Below are 18,542 nucleotides of genomic sequence, written 5' to 3'. Positions count from 1 at the left end.
GCAAGTGGTGCGCACGCGGTGCGGCCATGAGCCAATTCGATCGGAATGGGTGTGAGTACGTTGTCGAATCAGCAATATCTACGGCGGGTCGCGATCGTGCAACCGCTGCGAACCCCCGTCGGAACCTTCGGCGGCGCGCTGCGTGACGTCCCGGTCGAGGATCTGGCGGCGACCGTGGTTCGCGAGGTCGTGGGCCGCTCCGGCGTCGACCCCGAACGCATCGATGATGTGGTCTTCGCGCAGTCCTACGCCAATTCCGAGGTTCCGTGTGTGGGTCGCTGGGTGGCGCTGCACGCCGGACTGCCGATCGGGGTGCCGGGAATGCAGCTGGATCGCCGCTGCGGCGGTGGTCTGCAGGCGCTGGTGACCGGGGCGATGATGGTGCAGACCGGCGCCGCCGACGTGGTGCTGGCCGGTGGCGTGGAATCCATGAGCCGCATCGAGTACTACTCGACGGCCACCCGCTGGGGCGCGCGGGCGGGAACGGTCTCGCTCTACGACCGTCTCGACCGGGGGCGGGAGCGCTCGCAGCCCGAGGAGCGGTTCGGCAAGATCTCCGGAATGATCGAGACGGCCGAGAATCTCGCCTCCGATTACAAGATCGATCGCGACAGCGCCGACGCCTATGCCGCCCGCAGTCATCAGCGCGCCGCCGCGGCATGGAAGAACGGACGCTTCGACGACGAGGTGGTGCCGGTGTCGGTGCCGCAGCGCCGCGGCGAACCGCGAATCTTCGCCACCGACGAGGGCGTGCGGCCCGACAGCACCACCGAGACCCTCGCCAAGCTGCGCTCGATCGCCCCGGGTGGCACGGTGACCGCCGGCAACGCCAGCCAGCAGAACGACGCCGCCTCGGCCTGTCTGCTGGTGGCCGAGGATCGGCTGGACGAACTCGGGCTGACTCCGATCGGCTATCTCGGCAGCTGGGCCGCAGCGGGCTGCGATCCTTCGCGGATGGGGATAGGGCCGGTGCCCGCGGTCGCGAAACTCGCTGCGCGCCAAGGACTCGACACCCGGCAGTTGCTGAACGGGCTGGATCTGGTCGAGCTGAACGAGGCGTTCGCGGTGCAAGTCCTCGCGGTGCTGGAGGGCTGGGGCTGGCGCGATCACGACCGGCTCAACGTCAACGGCTCGGGCATCTCGCTCGGCCACCCGATCGGCGCCACCGGTATGCGAATGGTGACCACGCTGCTGCACGAACTGCATCGCCGCGGCGGCGGTAAGGGGCTCGCCACGATGTGCATCGGCGGTGGTCAGGGACTTGCCGCCACCGTCGAAGCGGTGTAGTGCCGCCCTTGTAGGCTCTGGAAATAAAATATATAATTCTTGCCATGGCGGGGCTCGGCCTCTCATCGGCGCGCGAAGGAGAACGATGATCACCCTTACCCCTGACGAACAGGAGATCGTTGCCCTGGTCGGCAAGTTCGTCGACGAGAAGGTCCGGCCTCGGGTCCGGGAGTTCGAGGCCGACGACATCTATCCGGGCGAGCTGATCGACGAGATGAAGTCGCTCGGCTGCTTCGGTCTGCTGGTGCCCGAGGAGTTCGGCGGCATCGCGGTCAGCACGGCCTGCTTCGCGCGGGTCACCGAGGAGCTGGCCCGGGGATGGATGAGCATGGCCGGCGCGATCGGCGGCCACTCCGTGATCTCGTATCTGATCCGCACCTTCGGCACCGACGAGCAGAAGGCGAAATTCCTGCCGAAGATGGCGACCGGCGAGATCCGCGCGACCATGGCGCTCACCGAGCCCAGCGGCGGCAGCGACCTGCAGGGTATGCGCACCACCGCGCGCGCCGAGGGCGACGAACTGGTGATCAACGGCAGCAAGACCTGGATCTCCAACGCGGCGCATTCCGGTTTGATCGGTCTGCTGTGTATCACCGACCGCGACGCCAAGCCCGCGCACAAGGGCATGAGCGTCGTGCTGGTGGAGCCCGGCGAGGGCATGATCATCTCGAAGAAGCTGCCCAAACTCGGTTACCGCGGCGTCGAGGCGTGTGAGCTGGTCTTCGACAACATGCGTGTGCCGAGCTCGTCGGTGCTGGGTGGTACGCCCGGCGTCGGCTGGAACCACATGATGCGCGGGCTCGAGGTCGGGCGTGTGCAGGTCGCCGCCCGCGCCGTCGGCGTGGCGCAGGCCGCTCTCGCCGATGCCACGACCTACGCCCAGCAGCGCGAATCCTTCGGCAAGCCGATCTGGCAGCACCAGGCCGTCGGCACTCACCTGGCCAATATGGTCACCAAGGTGCAGGCCGCGCGGCTGCTCACCGCCGACGCCGCCGACCGCATCGATCAGGGCCTGCGCGCCGATATGGAGGCCGGCATGGCCAAGCTGTACGCCTCCGAGGCGGCGATGGAGGTGGCTCTGGACGCGATGCGCGTGCACGGCGGCTACGGCTTCTCCAAGGAGTACGAGGTCGAGCGCTACTTCCGCGACGCCCCGCTGATGATCCTCGGTGAGGGCACCAACGAGATTCAGCGCAATGTTATTGCCGCCCAGCTGATCTCGCGCAACAAGGTGACAGACCGCGGCTGAGATCGCCGAGCGTTGATCCCCGGTCGGCGGGCAGGGGAGTCAGCGCAACGCGATTGCTGCCCAACTGATCTCGCGGCGGGTTACGACCGCGGCCGAGATCGGCCGAAAGCCCGGCCGGCCGCCACAAGCAGCCGACCGGGCTTTCGCGTATCCAGTTGGGGTCGTTGCTGTCCGGGAATGTGACGGCAGAGTGGGCCGGAGACGACCTGTCTGGAGGAAGTGACCGACGGAGTGCCCCGGAAGGCCGACGGTGATCCGCAACCCGAGGAACAAGCCCTGACAGGAGAATCGGTATGGCTCAGATGATGCGCGCGCTCGTCGGCGGACTCGGCCCCGACTGGAGCTTGCGAGACGTTCCGGTTCCGCAGCCGGGTCCGGGGCAGGTGCTGATCCGCAACGAGGCGGCGGCGACGAACAACGGCGACATCCCGATGCTCGCCCAAGCCGATCCCACACGCGGCGGTCACGGTGAACAGTTCGTCGCCGGATTCGAGTACGCCGGAACCGTCGCCGCGCTCGGTGACGGCGTCGATACCTGGCAGGTCGGCGACGCGGTCATGGGGTCGACACCGCATTCGTTCGCCGAATACGTTCTCGCGGACCACCGTCACGTCCTGCCCCGCCCCGATGGTCTCGACCCGGCCGTGGCCTGCGCGTTGCCGACCGGGTTGCTGACCGAACACGGCGCTCTCACCGCTGCGGGTTTCACGGCCGGGCAGAGCGTACTCATCACGGGAGCATCCGCCGGAATCGGGCTGATCGGCGTCCAACTGGCCAAGGCCCTCGGAGCTTCATACGTTATCGGCACGACCCGCGCACCCGGCAAACAAGACCTGCTCACCGAGGCCGGCGTCGACACCGTCATCGTCACCGCAGACACCGACCTCACCGAAGCCACCCTGAGCGCCACCGATGGCGGCGTCGACGTCGTACTCGACCACGTCGGCGGAGAAACCTTCGCCCAGTGCCTTCCTGCCACGAGACACGACGGACACGTGGTCAATATCGGCCGCCTCGACGGCCCGGCATCCGCGATCAACCTCGACCACCTCTCCTACCGCCACCTCACCGTGCACGGCGTCTCCTTCGGCTTCACCCGCGCCGACGAAATGGCCGCCGTGGTCGCCGGGCTCCTGCTCGAGGTCATCCCGGCCGTCGCTCGCGGCGCGATCCGTCCGGTCATCGACCGAACCGTGCCGTTGGCCGACCACGGCAGTGCGGTCGTACGTCTGCGCTCCGGTGATGCCGTGGGGAAGATCGTGTTCACCATGAGCGGGACGTAGGGAGCCGGCGGTACTCGGCGCAATGTGGTTGCGGGCCAGCAAATACCGCGTTGAATACCGCGGCGTGGATCTGGCCTCAGCGAGTGCCGAAGGACAAGTCGGTCAGCGCTATTTGCGATCGCGTCGAAGGTGAGAAGCAGCAGTAGGTGAAGCTGACGAAAGCGAAGCAGTCTCTACGGGAGCAGATGTTGTGACTGCGACGTGGTCGTTGCGGCTGTGACGCGGTGCCACTCTCGGACGGAGAGGGGGTCTCTCGACCTGTGAGTGGGCGGCCCCGCATCCCGGAAAACGCGGTGCCGCCGCATCAGCAAACAGTTCTACTTCGCCGCGATGACTCCCGCGTCGTGCAGCCGGCCCAATTCGGCATCGCTCAATCCGAGCACCTCCGACAACACCTCACCGGTGTGCTCACCGAGGTCGGGGGCGACTGCGTTGTCGCCGTATTCGGAGTCGATGCGCAGGGGGGAGCGGCTGGTGAGGACCGGGCCGATGCCAGGTTGGTCCACCTCGCCGAAGATGGCGGGGGCGCCTTCGGCGCGGTAGCCGGTCGCTACGTCGTGAACGGTGCGGAACTTGCTCCACAGCACGCCGGATTCGGTGAGGGCGGGGGCGATGTCGGCCAGTGGGCGGGTGCTGAACCAGGGGCGCAGGATGGCGGTGATGATGTCGCGGTGGCGGTAGCGGTCGTCTTCGGTGCGAAGGTCGGCGTCGAGGGATTTCTCGAGGGCGTCGAAGACATCGCCGGTGCCGGTCAGGGTGCGTAGTGCGTCCCAGTGCCGGCGGGTGAGGGCGACGACCATGATGCGGCTGCCGTCGGCGGTCTCGAAATCGGCCCCGTAGCTGCCGTAGACCTGGTTGCCGTGTTTGGCGCGGGCGTGGCCCAGTTCGTCGGCCTCGGCCAGCCAGCCGAGATTCACCAGCGACGAGAACGCCACATCGGCGAGGGCGAGGCGAATGAACGATCCTTCGCCGCTGCGGGTGCGGCGGTGCAGGGCGGCCAGCAATCCGGTGGTGGCCGTCATTCCGGCGAGCAGATCCCAGGCGGGCAGGACGTGGTTCACCGGTGCGGCCGCGTCGAGTGGACCGGTCATATCGGCAACGCCCGCATCGGGATTCACGGTGTAGTCGACGGCGGCGCGGCCGTCGGCGTAGCCGTCGATGTGGACCTGGATCAGGTCGGCGCGTCGCTTGCTCAGCGCCTCGTACGACAGCCACGGCCGCCCGACGTTGTTGTCCACGACGATGCCCGAATCGGGTCCCGGTGCGGTGGCCAGGCCGATGATCAACTCCTGGCCCTCGGGGGAGCGCAGGTCGACCGCGACCGAACGCTTGCCGCGGTTGAGTGCCGTCCAGTACAGGCTGCGACCGGTCCGCTGCGACAGCGGCCACCGCGTGTAATCGGCCGCCCCGCCGATCGGGTCGACCCGGATGACGTCGGCGCCGAGCTGGCCCAGCGTCATCCCGCCGGACGGGCCGGCCACGAAGCTGGCGAATTCGACGATCCGCAAGCCCGCCAGGGGAGTCCGGGGCGAATGGTCTGTGGTCACGGTGTCCTCCACGATAGGTCGTCTGCGGCGTGCGGCCGGATTGTCGAAAACTGCTGTTCTGGTGAATGTTTCACGCAGCGGGTGCGTAATGGCGGATGGTCGCGCGATCGTCGTGCCCTACCCGTCCCTGGAGCGACAAAATCTCCAGATGGGCGCTGATCTCCATGATCGCGGACAGTTGATGCTCCGGCGGCAATTCCTCCAGCCGAATCCGGCGCCGAGTCCACGGCAGGGCGGCGGCGATCTCGTAGGCGGTGGTGGCACCCGCGTCCACTCGTTCGCACACCTCGTCGAGACGGTGCCGGTGGTGGTCGAGCAGGGCGTCGACCCGCGCGTGGGTGCTGCAGGTGACCGGGCCGTGCGAGGGAAGCAGCGCGGTGTCGGGCAATCCGCCGACCAGGCGCAGAGACTCGAGATAGGAGCGCAGCGGTTGCGGCTCGGGCGCCTTCTCGAATCCGAGAGACGGGGTGATGTTCGGGAGGATGTGATCGCCGGAGAACAGAATTCGCGTCTCGGGGTGGTGGAAGACGACATGCCCGCGGGTGTGACCGGGCGTCGCGATCACCTCGAGCGCGCCGCGGCGCAGTCCGATCACCTCCCCGTTGTCGAGCCAGCCGTCCGGCCGTCCGAAGGGGAGGTCGTCCCACTCCGTCGGCCCATCGTCGCGGGCGACTCGTTGCGCGAGTTCCGGCGCCCCACTGCGCGTGAGCAGCCGCAGATGGTTGGGAAAGCTGCCCGGCAGGGAGAAGACGTCGATGCTGTGGCGTTCCTCGCGGCCGGTGAACAACTTGCAGCCCAGCGTTTTTCGCCACGCGTAGGCCTGGGTGTAGTGGTCGGCGTGGTGGTGGGTGGCCAGGCAGATGGCGATGTCGTCGAGGGCGTAACCCAGCTTGCCCAGCGCCGCGGCGACGGCCCGCTCCGTCTGCGGGCACGCCCAGCCCGGATCGATGAGGATCAGGCCCTCGTGGGATTCCAGCAGGTAGGCGTTGACCGCCGCGAGGCCGTCGATCGGCAAGGGGAGCGGAATCCGGTAGACGCCGCGCACGACCTGGTGCGGACCCGGCTCCGTCCAGTCGGCGGGCTGGGTCGTGATCATCGTCATTGGGCTACCTCTGTCGCGGGAGGCCGGGATTGCGTTCCGGCGCGCTTCATCAGCGTCGATACACAATATATTATACGCGATAGCCCTGTGTGCGCTGAGGGCTCGGACGCTCCCGGGGGCGACATGGAGGTGCTGGGGTTGCGCCTCGCGCAACCGCCTCGGCACCGGAATCGCCGGTACTGGCCGATCGCAGGGCGCCGGCGTACCGAGTCCGCTCATCGAGGCAACCCGCCCACGCAGCAGCCGAGTCGGCACCGCGGTCGAAATGCGGGCGCCGGTCGGAGGGGCCGTGCGCGTGCCGATCTCGTCAGCGCGCGCCGACCGGGGCGTCGCGCAGCCAGTAGGACACCGCCTCGGCGCGGTTGGCGGCGCCGAGCTTGCGGAGGATGTGGGTCACGTGTGTTTTGACCGTGCCCTCGGAGATGCAGAGTTTGCGCGCGATGAGGCGATTGGGTTCGCCCGCGGCGAGCAGCTCGATGACCTCGACCTCGCGGCTCGAGAGCAAGGGGTGGGGTTGCGCCGGCGCCGGGAGTGCCTGGCGGGCGGTGAACTGCATGCCGGTGAGTTGCTGCAGGCCCCGCTGAAGATCGGCGACGCCTTGCAGCACCCGTACCCGGGCGAGGCTGTGGCTCAGGCCCTCGGCGAACAGGTTCAGCACCGCGCGATCGGCGGCGTCGACCTCACGGTGCGGGCGGTAGCAGTCGCCGTGCACCATACCGACGACCTGCCCCTGCACCGTCAGCGGCGCCACGCCGTAGGAGGTACAGCGCGACATCTTGACCAAAGTGCGTTCGACCCGCGGATTGCGCTGAACGTCCAGCGCCAGCCCGGCGCGCCGGTGTGTGACGATATCGGACTCGATCAGGGTGCCGTCCAGGCGCGGCGGGTTGTCGCGACCGGCCGCCACCATGTCCGCGGCGAGTTTCGGATCGCCGACCACGCACATGGTCTGCAGCTGCCAGGTCGAATTCTCCACCGTCGACAGCAGTACTCGATCGAATCCGAGAGTGCACGCCGCTTCGGGTGCGCCGGTGAACAATTCGTCGACGGTCGTCGCGTCGTGCATGCGGGCCAGCGCCCGGCGGACCCGCCGCAGTAATTCCACACCCTCGCTGAGCCGGGCCTCGTCGACCTCGCTCTCGGTGTCCCGGATCCGGTTGAGCAGCAAGGTCAGCCGGGTCAGCTGTGCCGGCTTGATATCGGTCGCCCGCAGCAGGTCCGCGACGGTCGCCTCCCAGAGGTAACGCAGGACCTGTTTGGCCGCGCCCGCGCGGGAGAAGTCGTGCGCGGGGAACTCCCGGCCCAGAGTGCTGCCGGCATCGGTGACGAGTTCGCGGATCCGGGCGCCGAGATCGCCGTCCAGCGCCACGTCACGGTGCTGTGAATCCCACGTTGCGGTTGCCACGATCGCTCCAGTACTTCGGCAAGACAATATATTATGTCCAATTCTAGCCGTAGGATGGTCATCGATGTCACAGATTCGCGCAACCCGGCGGTAGTCGGCCGAAGGTCGTACGCGAATCGGACCGGCGGCGGATGCCGGCGGTCTCGATCGACGCCATCGTTGACATCGGCATCGCAGCCGCGCGGTAGTCGGAAAGGACCTCCCTTCGTGTCGAAAACCATCGTCGAACAATTGGCCGATTTCACCACCGGTGTCGAGTACTCTCGCCTGCCCGCGGAGGTGGTCGTGGAGGCGAAGCGCATTCTGCTCGATTCGATGGGCTGCGCGCTGGGTGCGGTCGACCAGCACAAGGGCAAGATCGGCATCGAGTACGGGCGCCTGACCGGGGGCTCCGGTGACGCCACCATCATCGGCACCGCCGACCGGGTGTCGATCTTCGGCGCCGCTTTCGCCAACGGCGAATTGATCAACGCCCTCGACTTCGACGCGGTGCTGCCGCCCGGGCATGTGACGCCCTATGTGCTGCCGCAGACGATGGCGGTGGCCGAAAGTCAGCAGCGCTCGGGCCGGGATGTGATCGCCGCGATCGCGCTCTCGCACGAGATGTCGTTCCGGTTCTACAAGTCGGTCGACTATCTGCGCGACCGCACCGACACCGAGATGAACCTGTCGCCGGTCTTGGGCTACAGCAACACCATCTTCGGCGCGACCGCGGCCGTCGGAAAGCTCGAGGGCTATTCCGCCGAGGTGCTCGCCAACGCGCTCGCCATCGCCGCCAGCACCTCGCCGGTGAATTCCATGCGCTCCTGGCTCGCGCACGCGCCGACCGCGACGATCAAGTACTCGCTGGCCGGAGCCCTCACCAACGCCTCGCTGACCGCCGCCTACATGGCCAAACTCGGGCACCGCGGTGATCTGCCGGTCCTCGACGACGCCGAGCTCGGCTACCGTCGCTTCATCGGCACCCGGCGCTGGGAACCGCAGAACATCACCGCCGGGCTGGGGCAGGAGTGGCTGTTCCCCGCCGAGCAGACCTTCAAGCCGTATCCGCACTGCCGGATCCTGCACGCGCCACTGCATGCGCTGACCGAGATCGTGGCGGACAACGATCTGAAGCCGGAGGAGATCGAGGCGATCCGGTGCTGGGGTGAGGCGGCGGTCCTGCATCCGCTGTGGTTGAGCAACGTCATCGAGCACACCCACGACGCCCAGTTCAGCATCGCGCACGGACTGGCCGTCGGCGCGCACAACATCACCCCGAGCAAGGCGTGGCACGATCCGGATCTCGTGTTCAGCCGTTCGGTCCTGGACCTGATGGAACGGGTCACCTTCGAACCGCATCCGGACTACTTCAAGGCGCTGTCGTCGCATCCGTCCGCGCGGCCCGCCCGGATCGAAGTCGATGCTCGCGGAACGACTTTCGTCGCCGACCGGGTGTATCCGAAGGGCAGCCCCACCCCGGATCCGGAGACTCGGATGACCGACGAGGAACTGATCGCCAAGTTCCGCACCAATGCCGAGGGCGTCATCACCGAGGCGCAGATGGACAGCATCGTCGAGGCGGTGTTCGCCCTCGAGAACGTCGAGGACTTCGCGACGGTCATGCGCCGGCTCGGCACGAAGTGACCGCTATCGGCTGAAGGTCGCAGTCGAATACGACCGGCGACGGATATCGCCTCGGGTGTGCGCTGCGACACACTCGACGACAGCGCGCCGCGCAGCGTGACTACCGAGCCGCCCCATCGTGTCCGGCGGCTCCATGACTGGACCGGTGTGAGCGATGCTTCGGCCGGTGCGAGGAGAAGAACATGGTCTACCAGGGCAACTATTCGAAGCTGTTCATCGGCGGCCGCTGGGCCGAGCCCACCGCCACCGAGCAGATCGCGGTGATCTCGCCGTTTACGGAACAGACTGTGGCGCATGTGCCCAACTCGGCTGCCAGCGATGTCGATCGTGCCGTCGCCGCCGCCCGCCACGCGTTCGATAAGGGACCGTGGCCGCGGATGTCGCTGGCCGAGCGGATCGAGGTTTTGACGCGTGTCAGTGCCGGACTGGGGGAGCGGCAGGAGGAGATCGCCCAGCTGATCACCACCGAGATGGGCAGCCCCATCACCCTGTCGCGCAGCACTCAGTCGCTGGGGGCGAAACTGCTGCTGGATGCCTTCCTCGAGCTGGCGCCGCGCTACGAATGGAGCAGCATCCGCCCCTCCGCGACCGGCACCGGCCTGGTGACGCGCGAGCCCATCGGCGTTGTCGCCGCGGTCATTCCGTGGAACATGCCATTGCAGATCGCCATGCTGAAACTGGGTCCGGCGCTGCTCGCCGGATGCACCGTGGTGCTCAAGACCGCGCCGGAGGCACCCCTGAACGGCTACATCCTGGGCGAGATCCTGCAGGAAGCCGGTTTGCCGGACGGCGTGGTCAACATCCTGCCCGCCGACCGTGGCGTGAGTGAGCACCTGGTCACACATCCCGGTATCGACAAGGTGTCGTTCACCGGATCGACCGCCGCCGGCCGGCGCGTCGCGGAGGTGTGCGGGCGTGATCTGCGGCGCGTCACCCTGGAACTGGGCGGCAAATCCGCGGCGATCGTGCTCGACGACGCCGATCTCGACATCGCGATCGCGCAGATCCGCAAGCTCTCGATGCGCAACAACGGCCAAGCCTGCAGCAACAAGACCCGGATCGTGGTGGCACGCTCGCGCGAGGCCGAACTCGTCGAGCGACTGGTCGCGATGGTCGAATCGATGCCGGTCGGTGATCCGGCCGACGCGGCCACCGAGATCGGCCCCGTGGTCAGTGCCCGGCAGCGCGCGATGATCGAAAGTTACGTCGAGATCGGGCGCAACGAGGGCGCGAAGGTCGCCATCGGCGGCGGTCGGCCCGCCGGGCTGGACCGGGGATGGTTCGTGGAGCCCACGATCTTCACCGGGGTCCAGGCGGATATGCGCATCGCGCAGGAGGAGATCTTCGGACCGGTGCTGTCGGTGCTGAGTTTCGCCGACGAGGACGAGGCCGTGGCGATCGCCAACAACTCGATGTTCGGCCTCAACGGTTCGGTGTTCGCCGCCGACGACGAGCACGCGCTGGCGGTGGCCCGCCGGATCCGCACGGGGACCGTGGAATTGAATGGCAACGTGGTGGGCTTCCACTCGCCCATCGGCGGCTTCAAATGCAGTGGCATCGGTCGTGAGGCCGGGCTGGAAGGGTTCGACGGATACGTCGAGCCCAAGTCCTACGGCCTGTCGCCCGCCTTGGCGAAATCGCTGTCCTGACACCATCATTCGATCGACCCGGCATTGGCCGGAAGCAGAGGAGTGCCGATGCGCGGCGTTGTGTTCAACGGTGACCGCAACCTCGAAATCGTCTCGTTCGACGACCCCGAACCGGGGCCCGCGGATGTGGTCGTGCAGATCAAAGCGTCCGGGATGTGCGGTAGTGATCTCCGGTTCTATCGCGCCGCCCCCGGCGAAGCATTGGCGGCGTTCGGATTGCAGGGCGACGATGCCGGCATCATCGCCGGGCACGAGCCGTGCGGTGTGGTGGTCGCGCTCGGATCCGAGGTGGACGCCCGTGCGGTGCGCGTCGGCGACCGGGTGATGGTGCACCACTACGACGGGTGCGGATTCTGTGACCGGTGCCGCACCGGGTGGACACAGATGTGTGAACGTGGCGCCAAGATCTTCGGCGCCACGGCACACGGCGGCCACGCCGACTACATCAAAGTGCCTGCGCGAACACTGGTTCCGCTGCCCGACGAACTGAGCTTCGCCGCCGGCGCGGCGATCGCCTGCGGGACCGGGACGGCGTTCGGCGGCCTGGTGCGGCTGGATCTGGGCGCCCGTGACACCATCGCCGTCTTCGGTCAGGGCCCGGTCGGCCAATCCGCGGTGCAGTTGGCCGCGGCGATGGGCGCCGAGGTGATCGCGGTCGATGTCGCGAGCGAAAGAGTCGCCCGGGCAGCGGAATTCGGTGCCGCTCACGCGATCGACTCCAGTGCCACCGACGCGGTGGAGGCGATTCGCGAGCTGACCCGAGGCAAGGGCGTGAGCTGTGCGCTGGATTGCTCCGGCGCGTCGGCCGCACGTGCGGCGGCCGTCCAGGCCACCGCGCCCTGGGGCCGCGTCGGTTTCGTCGGCGAGGGCGGACAGGTCACCTTGAACGTGAGCCCCGACATCATCCGCAAACAGCTCACCATCATCGGCTCCTACACGTTCTCCGTCGTCGGACAGGGTGATTGCGCCCGCTTCATCGCCGCCCACGGCGTCGACGTCGACAAGGTCTTCACCGACCACTGGACTCTCGACGACGCCGACCAGGGCTACCGCGAATTCGACAAGCAGACCGGCGGCAAGGCCGTTATCGAGTTCTGAGCGACGACGGAGCACCGACAGACACCCGAGACTCGCCCTGGCCGCAGGTTCTGCCTGCCGTCAGGGCGAGTTGTGTTGTGCCGCAGAGGCGAAACCCCTCGCGTCGCCCCGCGAACGCCAACTTCGCCGCATGCACGACAGGTGCGGCGGTCGCAACCGCCGCACCTGTCGAGGAGTCGTGCTCAGTACAGCGTGTAACCGCCGTCGGTCGCCAGGGTGACGCCGGTGACGAACGAGGCGGCGTCCGACAGCAACCACATGGCGGCCTCCGCATGTTCGACGGGCTCGCTGGCGCGACGCAGGGCATGGGTGGCCGCCACCGTATCGGCGTAGGACGGATTGGATTCCAGGTACTCCATGTACATCGGAGTCTTGGCGGTCGATACGCCGATCGCGTTGACGCGGATGCCCTTCTCGCCGTATTCCGCGGCCGCGCCCTTGGTCAGACCGGCCACGGCGTGCTTGGACGCGGTGTATTCCGAGGCGAGCGGAATGTAGATGAAGGCGCCCACGGAGGCGGTGTTCACGATCGAGCCACCGCCGGCCTCGATCATCGCCGGGATCTCGTGCTTCATGCAGAGGAACGGCCCGGTGACGTTGACGGCGAAGATCCGATCGAAATCCTCGCGGGTGATGTCGACCAGACTCTTGCCGGAGTTGGGGATGCCCGCGTTGTTGAACGCCCCGTCGAGGCGGCCGTACGCCGAAACGGCGGCGTCGACCATTGCCTTCACCTGTTGTTCGTTCGTCACGTCCGTGGTGACGAACTGCGCGGTGTATCCCTCGGAGGTCAGTTGCTTCGCCAGCGCTTCGCCTGCCTCGGTGGTGAGGTCGGCGATGGTGACCTTGGCGCCGTTCTCGGCGAACAGGCGCGCGGCCGCCTCACCGATGCCGCTGGCGCCGCCCGTCACGATGACGGAACGTCCGTCGATTCCAGCCATGATATTTCTCCTGTGTGGGGTGGGACAGTTCGGCGGCGATCGCCGAACTCGGTGTGCCCGTTCATGTCCGGGCACGGGATTGGGGCGCCGAAGCGGGCCGTCCGGCGGGGCGCCCTCGGAGTCAGCGCACCGGGGCGAAGGCCGCTGCCGGTAACGGGAGAACCACCATGCCCGGCAGCACGATCGCTGCCATGGCGGCCGCCCAGCGTTCCTGCCGTGTCCTGGCCGGGCGTTGCTTCGGGCGTGCGGCGGTATCGGTCGTCGTCGCCGGATCACCTGTCGGCTGTGAACCAGATGTCATGAATCGAAGCTAGGCAGAATTGCCGGCGGTGACTGTCCAGATACTTGGACAGGGGTCCCGATCGGGGGGCCCTGTCGTAGCGGTCGGCGAAACGGCGGAGGTCTGGCATCGGCCCCCGATGCCAGGTTTCGGCGCGGAGCGCACTGCCCGACAACGACGTGTAACCCCGGGCTCGAATGAGCCGGGGTTACACGCAGGCCGCGACCTTCGCTGTCAGTGCACGGCCGCGAACATCAGCCGGGTCTCGTCCGCTTCCTCCGGGGCGAACTCGGCGGCGATCGTCCCGTTCTTGGCGACCAGGATGCGGTCGGACAAGGCGCGTATCTCGGGCATGTACGAGGAGATGACGACGACCGCCACACCGTCGTCGGCGAGCCCGCGGATCATGGCGTGAATTTCCGGGATGGTGCCCAGATCCACGCCACGCGTCGGTTCGTCGATGATCGCGACCAGCGGTTTGCGGGTCAGCCCCTTGGCCAGCACGACCTTCTGCTGGTTGCCGCCGCTGAGCTCTTCGAGGGTGGCCCGGTGCGGTTGCAGGGTTCGAACCTGGAACAGTTCGACGAAGCGTTGCGCCACGGACTTCTTGTCGCCCGGGCGGACGAGGAACGGCAGCCGCGCCGCGCTGCACAGATGGCCGAGGTAGATGTTGTCGGCGATCGTCAGATGGCTGAAAAAGCCGGAGGCCTTGCGGTCCTCGGTGATGTAGACGATGCCCGCTTTGCGGGCGTGCCGCGGTGTCCGGAAACGTACCTCTCGGCCGTTCAATCTGGTTGTCCCGCCGCGCAATCGGCGGCGTTTCATGATGCCGCTGACGATCATCGCGACCTCGCTGCGGCCGGCGCCGACCAGACCGTAGATGCCCACGATCTCACCGGCGTAGGCGGAGAACGACATATTGCGCACCACCGGCAGCAAGGTCACGTCCTCGACCTCGAGCACCGGTGTCGGGTCGGGTTCCCGGCCGGCGGCGACCCGGCCCATTTCGACGTTGCGTCCCACCATCATTCGCACCACCTCGTCGTGGCTGAACTCCGGCTTGGACAGCGTGCCCTGCACCTCGCCATCGCGCAGGACCGTGATGCGGTCGGCCTCCTCGAACGCCTCGTCGAGCATGTGGGTGATGAAGATGACGCCGATGCCCTTGCGTTTGAGCTGCTGCATGGACATGAACAGCTGCAGCCGTTCCTCCGGGGTCACCGAGGACGTCGGCTCGTCGAGGATCACCACCTTCGCATGGCGGTGCACCGCCCGCGCGATCTCGACCATCTGCTTCTGGCCGACACCGAGCGCACCGGCCGCGACATCCGGCCGGATGTGGAAGTTGTGCGATTCCAGCAGTTCTCGGGCCACGATGTTGAGGTGGGCGAGATTGTTGAAGACCTTCTCGTTGCCCATGAACAGGTTCTGCGCCACGGTCATGGTCTCGACGAGCGAACCCTCCTGGTACACCATCGAGATTCCGGCTTCCACCGAATCCTTCGGCGCGGTGAAGGTGCACTCGGCGCCGTCCACTTCCAGGGTTCCGCTGTCGTGGGTGACGGCGCCGGAAATGATCTTCACCATCGTCGACTTGCCGGCGCCGTTCTCGCCCAGCAGCGCGTGGATCTCGCCGGGCCGCACATCGAAATCGACACCGCGCAGGGCGTAGGTGCCGCCGTAGCGCTTGCTCACGTTCGACAGCCGGATCACCGGCTCGGCGATGTCGTTGTCCGCGTAAGGCATCCGTATCACCTCATTCCTTCTCACCGGACACGTGCAGGACATTGCCGAACCCGTTGGCCGCCACCACGATGCCATCGCCGGACACCGCGACACCGGTCACGCCGTGCCGCTTGCTGTCGACGCGCGCGTGCGCGCTCTCCACCACGCGCCCGGTCCGGTCGATGCGCAGCACCACTCCGCACGATCGCGCGGGCGCCCACGGTTTGACCACACCGAGCACCCGCAGCTGCCCCATCTGCATGGTGTCGGTGTAGGGGTTGGTGCAGCGCAGTCGCGGCACGAACCAGTCCTCGGGATCGATCCGCGCCACCATCTCCTCGATGACCGCGGGTTCGTCGAGCAGCATTTCGGTCACTCGATTGCGGATATAGGGCGCCGCGACCCACCAGCCGTCACCCGCGTCGACCAGGCGCCCCGGGTAGACGGGCAGATTGCGAGCGATCGCGCGCGCCGGGCGGGCGAGCGCGTCCAGGGATCGCACTTCGATGCGGTGTTCGAAACTCAGCGACACCAGCACCTCGGTGGCCGAGGCCACCTCGATGCCCGACGGCCATCCCAGACCTTGCGCCTCGACCCGCGCCCGCGAGCCGTCGAATCGGACGATGAGGCCGGAGCGATCGCTGCGGACCAATGCCCGAGACCAGTTGCGCGCGTCGTGGTTCCGGGAACCGACCGTGCCGATCAGTGAACCGTCGGGCAGGACCGCGAGGTCGGTGACGCAGGTGGCGACCACGGGGTCGGTGCACAGTTCGGTCACCGTCCCCGAGGTGTCGACCGCGACGAGCCCGGTGCCCTCGACGGCGGCGATCACCGCCCCGCCGCGGCATACGAGCGCCCCCACCGGCCCCGGAAGTTCGGCGACGGGGCGCACCTCGCCGTCACGCAGTGAGAGCAGATAAGCGCCGCTGCCGAACAGCACCGAACCGGATTCGGTGATGACGACGTCATCGGGTTCGTAGATATCGTCCGGCAGCAGATCCTTCGCCTCGTCCAGTCGCCGGTTGGGCCGCAGGCCGGCATCCATCGGCGGGACGGTGCGGTGCTTGCCCCACGCGGGGTTGATCCATTCGGCGAGGGTGGCGATCGTGCGGTTCACAGGATCACCCCAGCGGGTGTGCGCGTCGTATCCGCCAGTCCCGGAACGCGATTGGGATCGATGGAGCCGATTTCCTCCGGCAGCAACGGAAGCCGGCCGATGCGGTTGTTGCTGACGCCGCACAGATACAGGTGGCCGGCGTGTTCCTTGACCGAGGTCACCATCGGGTAGTTCTCCATCGTCTCGTCCCACAGCACCTGCAGGATCTGGCCCCGATCGTCGAACTTGATCACGCACGACATGTTCAGCTGCGGAACGACCCAGTTGTCCAGCGACACTTCACGAGTCATGCGCCGGCGCACGCCGGGGTATTTACGCAGCAGATCCGACATCGGGGTGCGTATGGCGCACAGCGGCAGCCAGTAGTTGCCGTCCGAGGAGCGATTGAGGTTGTCCGGGTAGCCGGGCAGGTTCTCCAGCACCGGTTCGAGCTGTCCCTGTTTCGGCCCGGCGATCCACAATCGATCCACCCGGCACAGACCGGTGCTGACGATAAGGATCGACTGGCCGTCGTGGGAGGTGCAGATGCCGTTGGGGAATACGTGATTGGACACGACGACTTCGGTGCTGCCGTCCGGATCGACCCGCACCACGCGGCCGTTGTGGCGGAATTCCACCAGCTCGATGAGGAAGTCCGCGGTGTTGTTGCGGGTGGAGAAGTCCGAGGCGTAGATCGAGCCGTCGGGGGCGACATCGAGATCGTCGACGGCGCGCAGTCCGGAGTCGTCGAGCAGGGAGAACGGGCTGCGTGCGACCTTGTTGGCCAGCAGTTCCGATTCCCCGTCCGGGGAGACCCGGTAGATGCCCATACCGCCGACCGCGACCACCAGCTGCCCGTCCCGGTCGAAGACGTGGCCGCAGGGGAAACCGCCGGTGCGCGAGAAGATTTCGCCTTCGGTGCGGTCGGGTGCGAATTTCCACACCCAGCCGCGCTGGTCACCGCAGAAGACATTGCCGTCACCGTCGACGGCGCAGTCCTCGGCGCCGCGGATCTGTCCGAGACCGATCGGCGGGGCGTCGGTCAGCCGGCTGTTGAGGTTCCAGACACTGCCGGGAGTGGTGATATCGGTCAGCGGCGGCAGCTCCAGTTTCGCCGGGTCGATCTTGAGCTTCTCGACCGTGCGCTGGCGATACTTACCCCACTTCAGGTCGAGGATCGTGAACAGCAGCAGCACCGCCGCGAGGATCACCGTGTAGTAGGACCCCTGTGCGCCCTCGGCGATGGTGGCCTGCTGGATGATCGCCACCACCAGAACACCGACGGTCGCCCGCAACACCGAACCACGGCCACCCTTGAGGCTCACACCACCGAGCACCACCGCGGTCAAAGCGATGATCTCCCAGCCGTTTCCGACGTTGGGGTCGGTGCGGCCGAGCCGGGCCGCGGTGAGCAGACCCGACAGGCCCGCGAGCGCACCGGAGAGCACATAGATCCAGAAGGTGGTGGCGTCGACCGGAATACCGTTGCGGCGCGCGGAGCGGCGATCCGAGCCGACCGCGGTGACCCACCAGCCCCAGCGGGAACGGGTGAGCCCCAGGTGCACGACGATCAACACCACCAGGAAGATGAACCACTCCGCCGGAATTCCGGCGATCTTGCCGAAACTCAGGAAATCCCAGACGATGTCGGGCTTGGCGAGGCCGATCTTCGTGCTGTAGGCGCTCTGCAGCGCGGAGGCCGCGCCGCCGAAGGCGATCAGCGTCACCAGGGTGGTGATGAACGGCCGCATTTTCAGCCGCGCGATGAGGAAGCCGTTGATCGCGCCGAGCGCGGCCCCGATCGCGACCGCCGCGGGCACCACGACCGGCATCGGCCAGTTCCACACCCGGTCGGCGACCATCGCGCCGAGGGAGGCGACCCCGACGATGGAACCCACCGACAGGTCGATGCCGCCGCCGACCAGCACCACCGTCAAACCGATGGCGAGCAGCCCGTATTCGGTCGCCTGGTCCAGGATGAGGGGAGTGTTGTCGGCGCCGACCTTCGTGGTGGCCAGCACGATCGCACAGAGGATCAGAGCCAGGCCCAAGGGGACCGCGCCCTCCATCCAGCGCTTCTCGAACAGCTCCGACAGCGTGCGGTAGCGCGCGATGCGGTCGGTCCACCTGCCGCCGGTGAGCGGGAAGGAGTCCACGCCGCGGGACAGATACTTGATTCCGAGCCGCCCCCGCGTCACTGTCTTGGAAGACGTTGCGGGCGGCGGGTTTTCGACGAGTGTGTTGGCTGTCATGC

Annotated in this window: 14 protein-coding genes; 6 read left to right on the top strand and 8 right to left on the bottom strand. The window is 67.4% G+C overall.

What is annotated here, in order from left to right; translation table 11 throughout:
- Positions 1-51: 51 nt before the first annotated feature.
- The 3 genes from AC5592_RS03845 (at position 52) to AC5592_RS03835 (ending at position 3,819) form a co-directional block, all read left to right on the top strand.
- Entirely contained in the window at positions 52-1,287 is a 1,236-nt protein-coding gene (locus AC5592_RS03845; protein ID WP_232329181.1) for an acetyl-CoA C-acetyltransferase, read from the top strand.
- Between the two features lie 85 nt (positions 1,288-1,372).
- Positions 1,373-2,536, top strand: a complete 1,164-nt coding sequence (locus AC5592_RS03840) for an acyl-CoA dehydrogenase family protein (RefSeq protein WP_232329180.1) — start codon at positions 1,373-1,375, stop codon at positions 2,534-2,536.
- Between the two features lie 293 nt (positions 2,537-2,829).
- The gene (locus AC5592_RS03835) at positions 2,830-3,819 is read left to right on the top strand and encodes a quinone oxidoreductase family protein (protein ID WP_063063399.1); all 990 of its coding nucleotides are present in this window, start codon (positions 2,830-2,832) and stop codon (positions 3,817-3,819) included.
- Positions 3,820-4,136: 317 nt separating this feature from the next.
- Here AC5592_RS03835 and AC5592_RS03830 read toward each other — a convergent pair whose 3' ends face one another.
- The 3 genes from AC5592_RS03830 to AC5592_RS03820 all read right to left on the bottom strand — a co-directional run bounded on the left by AC5592_RS03830 (position 4,137) and on the right by AC5592_RS03820 (position 7,873).
- Complete coding sequence (locus AC5592_RS03830; protein WP_063063532.1) at positions 4,137-5,366, bottom strand: CoA transferase; 1,230 nt, start codon at positions 5,364-5,366, stop codon at positions 4,137-4,139.
- A gap of 70 nt (positions 5,367-5,436) precedes the next feature.
- Positions 5,437-6,468 carry an MBL fold metallo-hydrolase gene (locus tag AC5592_RS03825; protein ID WP_063063398.1) on the bottom strand — a complete coding sequence of 344 codons (1,032 nt, stop codon included), beginning with the start codon at positions 6,466-6,468 and terminating at the stop codon, positions 5,437-5,439.
- A 307-nt stretch (positions 6,469-6,775) separates the two neighbouring features.
- On the bottom strand, positions 6,776-7,873 hold the full coding sequence (locus AC5592_RS03820; protein ID WP_157121549.1) for a helix-turn-helix transcriptional regulator: 1,098 nt from the start codon (positions 7,871-7,873) through the stop codon (positions 6,776-6,778).
- Positions 7,874-8,080: 207 nt separating this feature from the next.
- Here AC5592_RS03820 and AC5592_RS03815 point away from each other — a divergent pair, with 207 nt between their 5' ends.
- The 3 genes from AC5592_RS03815 to AC5592_RS03805 all read left to right on the top strand — a co-directional run bounded on the left by AC5592_RS03815 (position 8,081) and on the right by AC5592_RS03805 (position 12,246).
- The gene (locus AC5592_RS03815; RefSeq protein WP_063063396.1) at positions 8,081-9,499 is read left to right on the top strand and encodes an MmgE/PrpD family protein; all 1,419 of its coding nucleotides are present in this window, start codon (positions 8,081-8,083) and stop codon (positions 9,497-9,499) included.
- Positions 9,500-9,681: 182 nt separating this feature from the next.
- Complete coding sequence (locus AC5592_RS03810; protein ID WP_063063395.1) at positions 9,682-11,148, top strand: aldehyde dehydrogenase; 1,467 nt, start codon at positions 9,682-9,684, stop codon at positions 11,146-11,148.
- A gap of 48 nt (positions 11,149-11,196) precedes the next feature.
- The gene (locus AC5592_RS03805; RefSeq protein WP_063063531.1) at positions 11,197-12,246 is read left to right on the top strand and encodes a zinc-dependent alcohol dehydrogenase family protein; all 1,050 of its coding nucleotides are present in this window, start codon (positions 11,197-11,199) and stop codon (positions 12,244-12,246) included.
- A 182-nt stretch (positions 12,247-12,428) separates the two neighbouring features.
- On the opposite strand, the gene AC5592_RS03800 is transcribed toward AC5592_RS03805, so the two are convergent.
- From AC5592_RS03800 to AC5592_RS03780, 5 genes are all read right to left on the bottom strand, one after another.
- Entirely contained in the window at positions 12,429-13,187 is a 759-nt protein-coding gene (locus AC5592_RS03800; RefSeq protein WP_063063394.1) for an SDR family NAD(P)-dependent oxidoreductase, read from the bottom strand.
- A 121-nt stretch (positions 13,188-13,308) separates the two neighbouring features.
- Entirely contained in the window at positions 13,309-13,488 is a 180-nt protein-coding gene (locus AC5592_RS03795; RefSeq protein ID WP_157121547.1) for a hypothetical protein, read from the bottom strand.
- A 213-nt stretch (positions 13,489-13,701) separates the two neighbouring features.
- Entirely contained in the window at positions 13,702-15,213 is a 1,512-nt protein-coding gene (locus AC5592_RS03790; RefSeq protein WP_063063393.1) for a sugar ABC transporter ATP-binding protein, read from the bottom strand.
- A gap of 10 nt (positions 15,214-15,223) precedes the next feature.
- Entirely contained in the window at positions 15,224-16,309 is a 1,086-nt protein-coding gene (locus AC5592_RS03785; RefSeq protein ID WP_063063392.1) for an SMP-30/gluconolactonase/LRE family protein, read from the bottom strand.
- The gene (locus tag AC5592_RS03780) at positions 16,306-18,540 is read right to left on the bottom strand and encodes an ABC transporter permease (RefSeq protein WP_157121545.1); all 2,235 of its coding nucleotides are present in this window, start codon (positions 18,538-18,540) and stop codon (positions 16,306-16,308) included. The genes AC5592_RS03785 and AC5592_RS03780 overlap by 4 nt, the downstream gene beginning before the upstream one ends.
- Between the last annotated feature and the right edge of the window lie 2 nt (positions 18,541-18,542).

The organism is Nocardia violaceofusca NBRC 14427 (assembly GCF_963869435.1).
GTDB lineage: Bacteria > Actinomycetota > Actinomycetes > Mycobacteriales > Mycobacteriaceae > Nocardia > Nocardia aobensis.
The sequence above is the reverse complement of the archived record's forward strand: the minus strand, read 5'-3'. Positions and strand labels throughout refer to the sequence as shown.

Excerpts from the sequence above, each read along its gene's own strand:
- AC5592_RS03795 (WP_157121547.1), bottom strand. The coding sequence starts at position 13,488 with ATGACATCTGGTTCACAGCCGACAGGTGATCCGGCGACGACGACCGAT.
- AC5592_RS03810 (WP_063063395.1), top strand. The coding sequence starts at position 9,682 with ATGGTCTACCAGGGCAACTATTCGAAGCTGTTCATCGGCGGCCGCTGG.
- AC5592_RS03780 (WP_157121545.1), bottom strand. The coding sequence starts at position 18,540 with ATGACAGCCAACACACTCGTCGAAAACCCGCCGCCCGCAACGTCTTCC.
- AC5592_RS03825 (WP_063063398.1), bottom strand. The coding sequence starts at position 6,468 with ATGACGATGATCACGACCCAGCCCGCCGACTGGACGGAGCCGGGTCCG.
- AC5592_RS03800 (WP_063063394.1), bottom strand. The coding sequence starts at position 13,187 with ATGGCTGGAATCGACGGACGTTCCGTCATCGTGACGGGCGGCGCCAGC.
- AC5592_RS03805 (WP_063063531.1), top strand. The coding sequence starts at position 11,197 with ATGCGCGGCGTTGTGTTCAACGGTGACCGCAACCTCGAAATCGTCTCG.
- AC5592_RS03840 (WP_232329180.1), top strand. The coding sequence starts at position 1,373 with ATGATCACCCTTACCCCTGACGAACAGGAGATCGTTGCCCTGGTCGGC.
- AC5592_RS03835 (WP_063063399.1), top strand. The coding sequence starts at position 2,830 with ATGGCTCAGATGATGCGCGCGCTCGTCGGCGGACTCGGCCCCGACTGG.
- AC5592_RS03790 (WP_063063393.1), bottom strand. The coding sequence starts at position 15,213 with ATGCCTTACGCGGACAACGACATCGCCGAGCCGGTGATCCGGCTGTCG.